This window comes from Niabella yanshanensis, from assembly GCF_034424215.1.
In the GTDB taxonomy this organism is placed as follows: domain Bacteria; phylum Bacteroidota; class Bacteroidia; order Chitinophagales; family Chitinophagaceae; genus Niabella; species Niabella yanshanensis.
In genome coordinates, this window is record NZ_CP139960.1 from 1705250 (window position 1) to 1718025 (window position 12776).

Genomic DNA, 12776 nt, shown 5'->3' on the forward strand with positions numbered 1-12776 from the left:
TTACAATCATCTGGGAATCAATTTGCATAGTTTTTTGCAGGTCAATTGTTTTTATTGTTCCTTTGCAATATGGCAATAGAAGTTGGAATCATCATGGGCAGCGACAGCGATCTAAATATTATGCAGGCTGCCGCAGATATCTTAAAAGAACTGGGTGTTGAATACGAGCTAACGGTTGTATCGGCTCACAGAACACCTTTGCGCATGGTTGAATATGCACAGCAGGCAAAAGCAAGGGGTTTAAAAGTAATTATTGCCGGTGCCGGCGGCGCAGCCCATTTACCCGGTATGATAGCATCCATTACAGCGTTGCCGGTAATTGGCGTTCCGGTTAAATCAAGTAACTCTATTAATGGATGGGATAGCGTACTTTCTATTCTGCAAATGCCCAACGGTGTGCCCGTGGCTACAGTTGCATTAAATGCCGCGAAAAATGCAGGTATTCTTGCTGCCCAGATTATTGGCACTACGAATGAGCAGGTAGGTAATAACGTGGAGTTGTACAAGCAAAACCTTGAAAAAGAAGTACTGGTAAAAGTAGGTAACCTGAAAGAAAAAGGGTATACCAACGCTTTCGACTAATGCTGGGCAAGAACCACCAGCTGCTGCTCAAAAGCATAAGAATTTTGATATAGGGTACTAATGAGATCTGGCCCCCAACATGCCAGGTAAGGCAATATATTGTCTACTCTTTCCTGTAAATTATTATGAGGAAATAATTGCTGTTTTAAAACATCAATTTGTCGCATGGCATCGTTGTAGTTCTTCTTTTCTGCTCTCAGGAATTTCTTTCCCAATTCCACGATATTCTTTTGCCCCTGTTTTTGCAACGCATAAATATGTCTTTTCAAGGTGGGATCAATAGGCGTCGCCTGGTCAGCCAATGTTTCAAATAAACTTTTAACAGCAAGCTGTGCCTGCTCTGTTGAAAGATCATGCTGGCTATTAGCCTTTACCCATTTATTTTTCAAACCCAACGGGCTCAGAAACAATTCCTGTTCGCTGAAATTCAACTTATTAATTCTTTCTACCTGCTTGCTATTAACAATCAAAAATGAATTGCGTAACACCAACAGCGGGTAGGGTACTTTGTAATGATTAAATATGCCTTTTAATTCCAGCCAGTAAGCCAGTTCTCCACCTCCTCCAACAAATACGATATTAGGTAATATCATTTCCTGGAAAAGTCCACGCAGGATAACATTCGGACTAAACCGTTCGGGATGCGAGGCCAACTCGTTAAAAAGTTCTTCCTCTGTGAACCGGATATTGCTATCAACAACCATCCAGGCATCCTCATTTCTTTCTATCCTCAACCGTTCGCCGGTATCTTTCAGGTAAAAAAGATTAATATCCCTGCCATGGGCCTGCGCCTTATACCCCGCATTCACCAGCTTTTGCGCAGTCTCAGCCACGATCCCCGAAGAGCGCTGGTTCAATAATTCATCCTTAAAGAGATCAATGGCAACCGACTTTAACACCGGGCTATCCGGTACCACCACCACCAGTCCGTAACTACCAAACAGGTAATTGACAAAACCCAATGTAGCGGTTTGTATATTATTTCCCCTGGTATAGAATTTCCTCACGGCTTTCATGATATCGGCTCCATGAGGCTGTACACCTATTTCAGACTCAATGCGGTCAATAAGTCGCAACAACTCAGCATCGATGGCCATTCTACCCACTGCCCCGGTTTGTTTGGTATTCCAAACCAGTTTTTCCCCATTCAAATGAATATGACCCAGTTCATCCAGGTCAGCATCTTCACTTCCCATATAGTAAACCGGTACAAAATTGTAGTCGGGGTAAAAGGAATGACAATATTCCGCCAGCTTAATGGCATGGAGAATTTTATAAATGAAATATAAGGGACCCGTAAAAATATTAGGCTGATGTGCTGTAGTGATCGTGAAGGTATTGGGTTGTTTTAATAGCTCAATATTATTGGCTAAGGCTTCGGTTTGATCAAGATTTTTATATTGAGCCTGTAAGGCGTCGCTAAGCAGCTGCCTGTTTTGTTGATACTCACTTTTGGCTTTAATTATTGCCGCTAAAGATTCTTTCCGGGGAAATTGTTCGTAAAATGGCTGAAGTGCTTCCGATTCATTTAAATAATCCAACGCAAGTTTGGAAAATGAATAAGTTTGACCATAAGGAATTCCGGTTGCTTTAAAATTCATATTATCTATAACTTATGAAATAAACCCGCAATTTCTCCCATTTTTTATATTAGGCATTGCTGTCGGCGAATTCCCTGCCCGTTCCGTTCAGGCTGGGATCTGACTATTTAAAAGATAAAAATACATGGATGAAAATACTATAACGCTTTTATTTCGAAATAGTTTTTTTGCACTGCGGGGCTTATAAAATAAAAACCACCCAAAAAGGGTGGCCATATTTTTAATTGTTCAAAATTTATCCGCGTTTTCGGGTAGCCATACCATAAATCCACAGTAGCAATATAGCCCCACCTACAGCAAATAAAAATCCTCTTAAACTCCAGTTACTGTTAATAGGTGTATCAGTAATTAACCCGTTTATCCATCCACCCACAAAAGCACCGGCTATACCAATTAAAATGGTAACAATCCAACCACCCGGGTCTTTACCGGGATGTAAAGCTTTGGCTATTGCACCAGCGATTAAACCAAAAAGTATCCAGGACAAAATGCTCATAGTTTTAATTTTTAAGGTTTGGTAAATTATATTACCATATATACTATTAAAAAACATGCCAAAGCATTTGTCTAAAGTATTTTTATTCACATCCTAATGCGCAATAAAAAATACTAAACTATACGGGGAATTTTCTGCTCCTGCATCATCAGGTCTGCCAAAACTATGGCCGTAGCAGCTTCTACAATAACGGGTGCCCTCAAAGCCACACAAAGATCATGGCGACCTTTTACCGAAAAATCTTCAGTTTGACCGGTTTCCCAGTTTAAGCTATGTTGCTGTTTAGGAGTTGATGCAGTAGGTTTTACTGCAATGCGAAATACTAATTCATTTCCATTCGTAATACCTCCTACGATCCCACCCGCATGGTTGGTAGTTGTTTTTCCATCCATATTTTCAATGGCGTCATTATGCTGGCTGCCGAACATTTTAGCTGCAGCAAAACCACTTCCGAACTCCACTCCCTTAACTGCCGGAATAGAGAACATTGCATGCGCTATTAAAGACTCGACCGAATCGAAATGCGGCTCACCTAAACCCAGCGGTAAACCGTTTACCCGGCATTCAATAATGCCCCCTACCGAATCCTTCGCGTCAATACCTTTTTGGAGGCCCTTTTCCAGGTCGGTTTCGCCGGCAATCTCCGTAACTCTTGCTTCTACAGTAATACCTTTCAGTAGTTTTTTGGCGATCACGCCGGCTCCAACCAAACCAGTAGTTAGCCGGGCGCTAAAATGGCCGCCGCCACGATAATCTTCAAAACCACCAAACTTTTTATGGGCAACAAAATCTGCATGGCCCGGACGTGGAAAACTGCGCTGTTTTTCATAATCGCCGCTACGGGTATTCTTGTTTTCAAAAAAGATCATGATCGGAAAGCCCGTTGTCTTCCCATTAAAATTTCCACTCCTGAAAATAGGTATATCATCCTCTTTTCTTGGTGTTGCACCTTTTTGTGTACCACCTTTCCGGCGTTCCATATCGGGCAGAAAATCTTCCACGGGAATATCCAAACCGGCTGGGCAACCATCGATCACCACACCCACCCCATCTCCATGAGACTCACCAAATATCTGCACCCTGAAAATTCTGCCAAAAGAATTCATAATAATTTAATTTTATGTACGGTGTACGAGGTCATTTGTACGTTATGTAATGTACAATGCATTTATAACGCGCCAAAAATCTAGCCTTTAAATCCTTCTTTTAATGCGGATAAATCAATTCCTCCTTTAACCCGGGCGCCTAATGTTTTGATATGGTCGTAAAAATCAGGGTAAGATTTATTAACAGCATAAGCTTCTTCAATAGTCGTATCACCTTCTGCCCTTAAAGCAGCAACCGCACAAGCCATGGCAATGCGATGATCGTGGCGAGAATGTACCAGTGTTCCTTTTAAACCATTACCGCCATGCACATACATCAGGTCTCCATCCAGATCTACTTTTAAGCCCATTTTACCAAACTCCTCCTGTAAAGTAATACCGCGATCACTTTCCTTATGCGCCAACCGGCTCACTCCTTTTATTTTTGTCACGCCGTTACAATAAGCCGCTAATGCTACCAATGGTGGAAATAAATCCGGGCAATCTGTAGCGTCGAACTCAAAAGCGTTCATCTCTGTTTGATGCAGCTGAATCGCTTTAGCATCAATAGCAATGCCTGCATTAGCTGCCATCAAAGCTTCGGTAATTTTTTTGTCAGCCTGTGTGCTGCTCATGCTTAGGCCACGTACAGAAATATTACCTGCGATAGCGCCTGCAACCAGCAGGAAAGCCCCGCCGCTCCAGTCACCTTCTACTGTATAGTTAGATGTTGTTTCTGTAGCAGGGGCATCTTTATGAAAAACAAACTCTTCATAATTCTTATTCTCAGGAACTTTTAAGCCAAACTTCTTCATCACATCCAGTGTCAGGTCTATATAAGGCTTACTTTTCAAGTTGTTTACCTTTATAGAAACGCTGTCGCCTTCAAACGGCGCTACGGCATAGGCCAACAATAAGCCTGTTAAAAATTGTGAGCTTAAAGATCCGTCGATAGTGATGTTTTTAGGCTGTAGCGGACCTTGTATAACTAATGGCAATTTACCACCGTTAGATTCCACTGTAACACCTATCTGTGGCAGGATCTCGTCAAAAAAATCCATGGGCCGGGTCACCAAACTTCCTTCGCCATTGATCGTTATTTTATTGCTGGTTAAAGCAGCCAGCGGCGTAAACATACGAATGCTCAAACCACTTTCCCCGCAATTAATAGCACCTCCCTGATCTCCGTTCATAAAAGCAACTTCAGCAGCTGGTGAGAAACCGGTACTATCAATCACGAGACCCTCATTTCCTTTCTCTATAATAGCCCCTAAAGACTGTATAATGCCCATGGCAGCTATATCATCGTTGCTATGCCCCGGATTATACACTACAGATCTTTTTGCTGCTACCAAACCCGCTGCACAAGCACGTTGCATAGAGCTTTTAGATGCCGGGGCCAAAATATCACCTTTTAAAGCGGAGGGGGAAATCGTTACTTTCATCCGTATTTTTTTGTTGCGGCTTAGCCGCGATTATTTTTGTCGTAGAACGTCCTGAACATGCCTGCCCGTTCTGTTCAGGCGGGCGTCTAACTGTATGTGAAAAAATGTTATATGGTCGTTTCGTTCGAATACTTTTAGCACAAGACCAATATGCCTCGTAACCTATCTTATAATTTATTAATTATTTTCTCTAAACGTTGTAATGGAATAGGGTGTACCACAGCCTTTCCAATTTTATTCAGCAGCACGAAATTCATTTCCTTCTGAACTCGTTTTTTGTCCATCGCTAAAACTTCAAATACTTTTTTGGCGTCAAAAGAAATTGAGGTAGGCAACTGGTATTTTTCGATCAAAGCCTTCACTCGCTCTTTACTATCAAAGCCCAGTAATTGCTCTGAGATCTGTCCCGCGTATACCATACCTATAGCAACCGCTTCCCCATGCATCAAACCATACTGTGTTTCAATGGCATGGCCAATGGTATGACCATAGTTCAATAAGCGCCTGTCGCCTTTTTCAAATTCATCTTTCTGCACCACTTTGGTTTTGATCAGGGCATTGCGCTGAATGAGTTCAGCCAGCAATTTTTTATCCTTCATATAATCGGCCAGGCGATGTTGCTCCAACTGCTTAAACATAGCGGCATCTTTAATACAGGCATGTTTAATAATTTCAGCAAACCCGTTCTGCCACTCCTTTTCAGGCAACGACTGCAATAAAGACAGATCATGCAACAGGAAGGAGGGCTGGCGGATAATACCGACCATATTTTTATATAAACCTACGTCAATGCCGTTCTTACCTCCAATGGATGCATCTACCAAACCCAGGATAGTTGTAGGAACAAAACCAAATTGTATCCCACGCATGTATATCGATGCTGTATAACCTGTAATGTCCGTAATCACGCCTCCACCTACACCGATCAGCACTGATTTACGGTCTACTTTTTTATCGATCAGCTGTCCAATGATACCATCAACCAGAGATTGGTTTTTCTGGTCTTCTCCCGGAGGAATAACGATGGTTGTAAAGCCTTTGAATTTTGATTCATGAGCTTTGAAGATATTTTCGTCAGTAATGACGATCGCGCTTCGTTTATCAACTATTTTTCCAAGCTCCTTTAAAGAACTGTCAAAATAAAAATCGGTAGAAGCGTTGGAAAACTTAATGGTCTGAGCCAAAGTTGAAAAGTTTTAGACGATGGAGAAATAAGCAAAAGTGTACAATGTAACGTACACCATGTACGATGTAAGATGTACGATGTACGACCTTATCATCTCTGTCCGTACATCGTACCTTTAATATCGTACTTTCCACTTAGGCGTCTAACACCTGTTTCTGGTGGTTGATACTTTCCAGGTGAACCGCATCTAAGTACTTATTCAAAAAGTCGCGGCTTAATCCCAGTTTTTCACCACGGGCGGCTGTCTTTTCAATAATTTCCTGCCAACGGCCCGGCTGTAAAATAGTGATGTTATTATCCTTTTTATATTGACCGATCTGATCAGCAATTTTCATACGTTGTGCCAGTATTTGCAACATTTCATCGTCCAGGTGGTTGATTTGCTGACGTAATTTTTCCAAAGCCTGGTGGTAGTCCTGGTTGTCCACATCTTCTTTTCTCCAGATGATCGCTTCCATCATTTCTTTCAAACGAGCGGGGGTTACCTGCTGTTTTGCATCGCTCCATGCATTATCCGGATCGATATGGCTTTCGATCATCAAACCATCATAATCCAGGTCAATAGCTTTTTGAGAAACCTCTAACAGGTTATCGCGCTTACCACAGATATGAGACGGGTCGTTAAAGATCGGCAGTTCAGGGTATTTTAATTTCATTTCAATAGCCAGGTGCCACATGGGTGCGTTACGGTATTGGGTATTACCATAAGAAGAAAAACCACGGTGAATTAAACCCAGGTTTTTAATACCGGCACGGGCAATCCTTTCTACACCACCAGCCCACAATTCCAGATCAGGGTTGATCGGGTTTTTCACCAATACCGGTACATCTACACCACGTAAGGCATCTGCTACTTCCTGAACACTGAAAGGGTTCACCGTAGTACGGGCACCTATCCAAAGCACGTCAACATCAAAAGTTAAAGCATCCTGTACCTGTTTGGCAGTCGCCACTTCAATAGCAGTAGGTAACCCCGTAATCTGTTTGGCTTTTTGTAACCAGGGTAAACCTTTGGCTCCTATACCTTCGAACATACCGGGTTTGGTACGTGGCTTCCAGATACCAGCGCGTAACATATCTACTTTACCGGTTGCTGCTAATTGCTGTGCTGTTTCCAACACCTGCTCTTCTGTTTCGGCGCTGCAAGGACCGCTTACGATGATCGGTCTTTTAGCCCATAGTTCCTGGATTTTTTCTTTTGATGAAACCTGCTGAGTGCTCATTGAAATATAATTATTGATGTTTATTTAATAACCGAAAGAATTTTTTTTAAAATTTATTCATTTATAGTGAAAACATTGAATAGTTTTTAATCAATTTTTCATCCGGCAAATTTAATTGTTTATTTGATGATTCTTTTTATTTTATTAGCATCCGCTATTAACGACTGTAAGTTTTCCTGGTCACTATTAGCGATATAATCTTTAAATTTTGTAAGCTGGTCGATATGCTCTGATAATACATCCAGTATATTTTCCTTATTCTGCAGGAAAATAGGCACCCACATAGCCGGGTTACTTTTTGCCAGACGCACTGTACTTTCAAAACCTGCTGATGCTATCTGGAAAATAGCGCTCTCCACCTTTTCCTTTTCCAATACAGTATTAGCCAGTGCGAATGAGGTTATATGAGAGATATGACTTACATAAGCCACGTGTAAATCATGCGCACGTGCATCCATATCTGTCACGCGCATGCCTATTTTCTGGTACATTTTCTCAACCCATTCTACCGCATCGGCATCGCTTTCGCTGCGATTGCAAATAATCACCGCCTTTCCTTCAAATGCACCTCTTACTGCGGCAGCCGGACCACTATATTCTGTACCCCACATGGGATGCGAAGCTACATAGCGTCCGCGCCTGGGATGATTTTGGACGGCAGCAATCAGGTCAGATTTGGTAGACCCCATGTCCATTACAATCTGGTCAGTCACCTTATCCAGGATCTGTGGCAGCAGGTTTACCTGCACGTTTACAGGAACTGCCAATACAATGACGTCGGCAGCTATAATCGCTTCGTCTAGCGGCAATACCTCATCCACCAGTTCATATTCAAGAGCCTGCTCTGCATGTTGCGCACTGGCTTCCACACCAATTAACCGCGAGGAAAGCTTTTTCTCGTGCAACTGCAAAGCCATTGATCCGCCAATAAGCCCCACTCCTACAATTGCTATTTTTTTCCGGTTGTTCATGCCACTAAACATTTCGCTGCTATGCAGCCTTTATTATAACCCTGCTTTTATTCTTTTAATTGCTTCATCAAATCGTTCCACCGATCCACAAAGACTAATTCTTATATACTCATCGCCCGCGCTTCCGAAAATACCACCTGGGGTAATAAACACATTCGCTTTATATAGCACATCGTCTGCTATTGCATAACCATCTTTATAACCCGCCGGTATTTTAGCCCATACAAACATGCCCACCTGGTTTTTCGAATACACCGCGCCTAACAGATCCAGTAATTGAAAAACCTTTTCTCTTCTCTCCCTGTAAATGGCGTTTACCTCATCATGCCAGTCTTTACCCAATGTTAAAGCTTTCGCAGCAGCCAGCTGCAGAGGCAGGAACATACCGCTATCCATATTACTCTTAAAACGAAGTACTTCGTTAATTCTTTCGGCAGCACCACAAAGAACACCTACCCGCCAGCCGGCCATATTATGTGACTTACTTAGAGAGTTCAATTCAATAACAACGTCCTTTGCACCTTCAATGCTCAATAGACTGGTGGGCTCTTCATTCAGGATAAAGCTGTACGGATTATCATGTACAATCAAAATACTGTGTTTACGCGCAAAGGCGATCAACTTTTCAAACACCTGCTTATCCGGCTGCTGACCTGTGGGCATTTGCGGGTAATTCACAAAGAACAATTTTACCTTGCTCAGGTCCGCCGCTTCAATAGCTTCAAAATCCGGCTGGTAATTATTTTCTTCCTTCAGGTCATAATCGATACAAACACCTCCGGCAATCGTCACATTACTGCGATAAGTAGGATATCCCGGGTTGGGCACCAAAACCGCATCGCCCTCGTTTAAATAGGTCATACAAATATGCATGATGCCCTCCTTACTCCCAATCAACGGCAAAACCTCTGTATCTGCATTTAATGCTACCCCATACCAGTGCTGGTACCAGTCAGCAAACGCCTTCCTTAAAACGGGGCTCCCTTTATAATTCTGGTAACCGTGCACATTAGGTTTTTGGGCTTCTCCAAATAATACCTTTACCACATCCGGGTGTGGGGGAAGATCGGGACTCCCAATACCCAGGTTCACAATATTCTTTCCCTGCTTATTCAGCTCATCTATTTCCCGCAGTTTCTGAGAAAAGTAATACTCTCCTACCCCCTGCAATCTTTTTGCTACTTCCATATGCCTTTATTATAAATGCCGTAAATTTTAATAGCTTCTGTTAATGGTTTTAATTTTTCAATTACCCTTTCAAAAGTTTTTATATTGTCAAATTCAAGGTCTGCATGAAACTGGTACTTGAATTCTGAACCGGGAATAGGGAAGCTTTGCAGCTTCGACATGTTTACTTTATGTATGGCCATCACTCCTAAAACCCTTGCCAGCGCCCCTTCCTTGTGAATCGTCTGAAAATTGATCGACGCTTTATTCCCGGTTTGAGGTTCTTCAATATCTTCCGGCCTTTTAAGAACCAGGAAACGGGTATAGTTCTTTTTTAAGGTTTGTATTTTGGGAGCAATAACATTTAGGTCATAGATCTCCGCCGCCAGGCTGCTGGCGATAGCGGCAGTATGCTTGCTTTTATATTGAGCAATATGTTTGGCGCTTAAAGCGGTGTCATCACTCTCTACCAGTTTCCACTTGTACTGGTCCAGGTATTCATAACACTGCTGCAGGGCCATGGTATGCGAGTGTACTTCTTTTATATCTTCCAGCGTTACACCGTGGTTTACCAACAGGTTCTGGTGGATCTGCATATATACTTCTCCCACGATCTTCAGGTTACTGCCCTGTATCAAATTGTAGTTGGCGAGGATACTGCCCGCTATGGAATTTTCAATAGCCATGATACAGCCGTCTGTACGTTCGGCATCTTTTGCTGCAGCCATCACATCTTTAAAAGTGGTACAACATTCCACCGTTACGTTCTTGTTAAAAAAATGATTGGCGGCCTGCTGATGAAAACATCCTTCAAAGCCCTGGATCGCCATATGAGGCGTGCTGTTTGGTTTACTTACGGTTTGTTCCTGCGAACTGTCAGCTTTTGGCACCATTGTATAACTTTTACTTATTCCTGCGAGCCCCGGGTATAAGTGCTAAAAAAAAATCCCGGCTTTCTTTGCCAGGATTCTTTTTATGTTGATTATTTTTTATTTGTTTGATTTCAACTAAAGCATTCCCGGCTTCATTTCAAAAAAGAAGCTAAAATAAAAACCGGTAAAAAATCGAGTTGCTTTCATTGTACCGCAAATTTAAATGATAAAATCAAATAACCAAATATATTTTTATGCAAACGTTTGAGCAACATGCCCGGGCCAAAAACTAACAACTGGTAGCCTAAAATGCAGTACAGTGGCCTATCTTGCATGATGATGCACCCCGACTTCCGGATATTTTTACTGGTTATATTGTCAGGTATGGTGGCCAGTGTTGTGTTTAAAAAATTAACACCACCTGCTGCCATAACCGGCGGTATATTGAGTTGTTGTATTTATGCGGGAGCGGGATTTGCAGGCATTACCCTGATGGCTGCTTTTTTCGTTCTGGGTGTACTGGCCACCTCGTGGAAACTGGATCAAAAAATATCGGAGGGGTTAGCTGAAGCTCAAAAAGGTAAAAGAACCGCGGCACAGGTTTTTGCCAACGCGGGTATGGCAGCTATCACGGGCCTGATCACCTGGATACTTCCTGAGTTAAGACCGGATGCCCCATTAATTATTGCGGCCTGCTTTGCATCTGCTACGGCTGATACCATATCCTCCGAACTGGGAAATGTGTACGGTAAGCGTTTTTACCATATACTATCCTTAAAAAAAGCTACCGGGGGCGCCAATGGTGTTATCAGCCTGGAGGGCACGCTGGCAGGATGTACCGGGAGTTGCATCATTTCAGTTATTTATGCCTTTTGGCAGGGCTGGAGCATTGATCTGCTCTTCATTGTCATCGCCGGCACCTTGGGTAATTTTATCGATTCCATTTTAGGAGCTACCCTGGAAAACACCGGGTATATCAGCAATAATGCGGTCAATTTTTTCAATACCTGTGCTGCAGCTGTTTTTATATTGATTCTGAACTTAATGAGATCATGATTTTTGTCTTGAGCCACGCAAGCCATACTTTAACTAACTGTTAGTATTATTTTGTTCTAATTTACGCTGTTGAGCTTTATTAATTATCCCGATTGCAATTAACTTTGTGAAGTTGAAAACCCTTTGGAAATATTGTTTCTGCGCACTAACTGCTACAGCTTTTGTATGGCATACCCGTGCGCAAACGGCTCCGCCGGCCGATAGCGTGCGTATCCCTCCGAGACCCAGCATGCAGGAGATCATGAAAGACTGGGGGCCTAATGACCTTACCAAAATTGGCGCGATCTGGTACGGAACCGACTACAACTCATTTAAAATGCTGCCTTTTACCGAGGAGGAAAACGTATGGATATCCAAACTCCCCCCGGCAAAACTGGAGCAGGTGAAAAAAGAATATAACCGGCTGAGAAATGCCGTATATGTATGTTATCCTTATGCCCGCATTGCCGGCAATACCATTAACCAGATCAACCTGGAGGCAGAGAAGCTGGACAAGAAAAAGGACAAAAAAGCACTGATAAAGGCGAAAGAAAAGGAACTCAAAAAGCAATTTGCAGACCCGCTGACCAATCTTTCGGTATACCAGGGGAAAGTACTGATGAAGCTGATCAACCGGCAAACCGGCAATAACTGCTACGAAATTTTAAAAGAATACAAAGGGGGGTTGAATGCCCGTTTATACCAAACCGTTGCTTTCTTTTACGGAGGCAGCCTGAAGCAGGACTATAACCTGAAAGACAATTTTGACCGTGATATTGAGAACTTCGTAAGAGAAATTGATGCCAGCTGGTATAACAACCCCTATCAGAATCCTGCATATATCAGGCAATAATTTTATTTTCCCCAACCTGTTGCACTCCGTAATTCATTTGCGTATTATAGACAATACCAATCAGTTAAAATTAACATCTATGAAATTGGAAAAGTCACTGCTTATTATGATTGCTGCAGCCGTAACAATAGGAGTAGCTGCCCCGTCCTGTTCTAAAGAAAAAATGGAAAAGAAGAGAGAAGAGAAGAAAGCTGCAAAAGAAAGAGAAAAAGCTTTGCTATATGGATGCCCTGGTTGTGGAATGGGTTAATCATTTAAAA

Annotated in this window: 13 protein-coding genes; 4 read left to right on the forward strand and 9 right to left on the reverse strand. The window is 42.4% G+C overall.

Annotated elements, in window-relative coordinates; all coding sequences use genetic code 11:
* Positions 1-69 precede the first annotated feature (69 nt).
* Positions 70-582 carry a 5-(carboxyamino)imidazole ribonucleotide mutase gene (gene purE / locus U0035_RS06620; RefSeq protein ID WP_114789229.1) on the forward strand — a complete coding sequence of 171 codons (513 nt, stop codon included), beginning with the start codon at positions 70-72 and terminating at the stop codon, positions 580-582.
* Here the strand turns inward: purE and bshC are convergent.
* The 9 genes from bshC to U0035_RS06665 all read right to left on the reverse strand — a co-directional run bounded on the left by bshC (position 579) and on the right by U0035_RS06665 (position 10649).
* Positions 579-2183, reverse strand: a complete 1605-nt coding sequence (bshC, locus tag U0035_RS06625) for a bacillithiol biosynthesis cysteine-adding enzyme BshC (RefSeq protein ID WP_114789230.1) — start codon at positions 2181-2183, stop codon at positions 579-581. The genes purE and bshC overlap by 4 nt on opposite strands.
* Positions 2184-2418: 235 nt before the next feature.
* Positions 2419-2679, reverse strand: a complete 261-nt coding sequence (locus U0035_RS06630) for a GlsB/YeaQ/YmgE family stress response membrane protein (protein ID WP_114789706.1) — start codon at positions 2677-2679, stop codon at positions 2419-2421.
* Positions 2680-2792: 113 nt separating this feature from the next.
* Positions 2793-3785, reverse strand: a complete 993-nt coding sequence (locus U0035_RS06635; protein WP_114789231.1) for a chorismate synthase — start codon at positions 3783-3785, stop codon at positions 2793-2795.
* 80 nt (positions 3786-3865) lie between these two features.
* Positions 3866-5209 carry a 3-phosphoshikimate 1-carboxyvinyltransferase gene (gene aroA, locus U0035_RS06640; protein ID WP_114789232.1) on the reverse strand — a complete coding sequence of 448 codons (1344 nt, stop codon included), beginning with the start codon at positions 5207-5209 and terminating at the stop codon, positions 3866-3868.
* 167 nt (positions 5210-5376) lie between these two features.
* Positions 5377-6393 (reverse strand): 3-dehydroquinate synthase, encoded by a 1017-nt coding sequence (gene aroB / locus U0035_RS06645; protein ID WP_114789233.1) that lies wholly within the window; start codon positions 6391-6393, stop codon positions 5377-5379.
* A gap of 136 nt (positions 6394-6529) precedes the next feature.
* Positions 6530-7618, reverse strand: a complete 1089-nt coding sequence (locus U0035_RS06650; protein ID WP_114789234.1) for a chorismate mutase — start codon at positions 7616-7618, stop codon at positions 6530-6532.
* A 119-nt stretch (positions 7619-7737) separates the two neighbouring features.
* Positions 7738-8589: a prephenate dehydrogenase gene (locus U0035_RS06655; RefSeq protein WP_114789707.1), complete on the reverse strand. Its 852-nt coding sequence runs from the start codon at positions 8587-8589 to the stop codon at positions 7738-7740.
* 33 nt (positions 8590-8622) lie between these two features.
* On the reverse strand, positions 8623-9777 hold the full coding sequence (locus U0035_RS06660) for a pyridoxal phosphate-dependent aminotransferase (protein ID WP_114789235.1): 1155 nt from the start codon (positions 9775-9777) through the stop codon (positions 8623-8625).
* Entirely contained in the window at positions 9768-10649 is an 882-nt protein-coding gene (locus U0035_RS06665) for a prephenate dehydratase (RefSeq protein ID WP_245957582.1), read from the reverse strand. The genes U0035_RS06660 and U0035_RS06665 overlap by 10 nt, the downstream gene beginning before the upstream one ends.
* A 288-nt stretch (positions 10650-10937) precedes the next feature.
* On the opposite strand from U0035_RS06665, the gene U0035_RS06670 reads away from it, so the two are divergent.
* From U0035_RS06670 to U0035_RS06680, 3 genes are all read left to right on the forward strand, one after another.
* The gene (locus U0035_RS06670) at positions 10938-11684 is read left to right on the forward strand and encodes a DUF92 domain-containing protein (RefSeq protein ID WP_245957584.1); all 747 of its coding nucleotides are present in this window, start codon (positions 10938-10940) and stop codon (positions 11682-11684) included.
* A 112-nt stretch (positions 11685-11796) separates the two neighbouring features.
* Positions 11797-12516, forward strand: a complete 720-nt coding sequence (locus U0035_RS06675) for a DUF4294 domain-containing protein (RefSeq protein WP_245957585.1) — start codon at positions 11797-11799, stop codon at positions 12514-12516.
* 79 nt (positions 12517-12595) lie between these two features.
* The gene (locus tag U0035_RS06680; RefSeq protein WP_162817744.1) at positions 12596-12766 is read left to right on the forward strand and encodes a chryseobasin-related MNIO class RiPP peptide; all 171 of its coding nucleotides are present in this window, start codon (positions 12596-12598) and stop codon (positions 12764-12766) included.
* Positions 12767-12776: the final 10 nt, after the last annotated feature.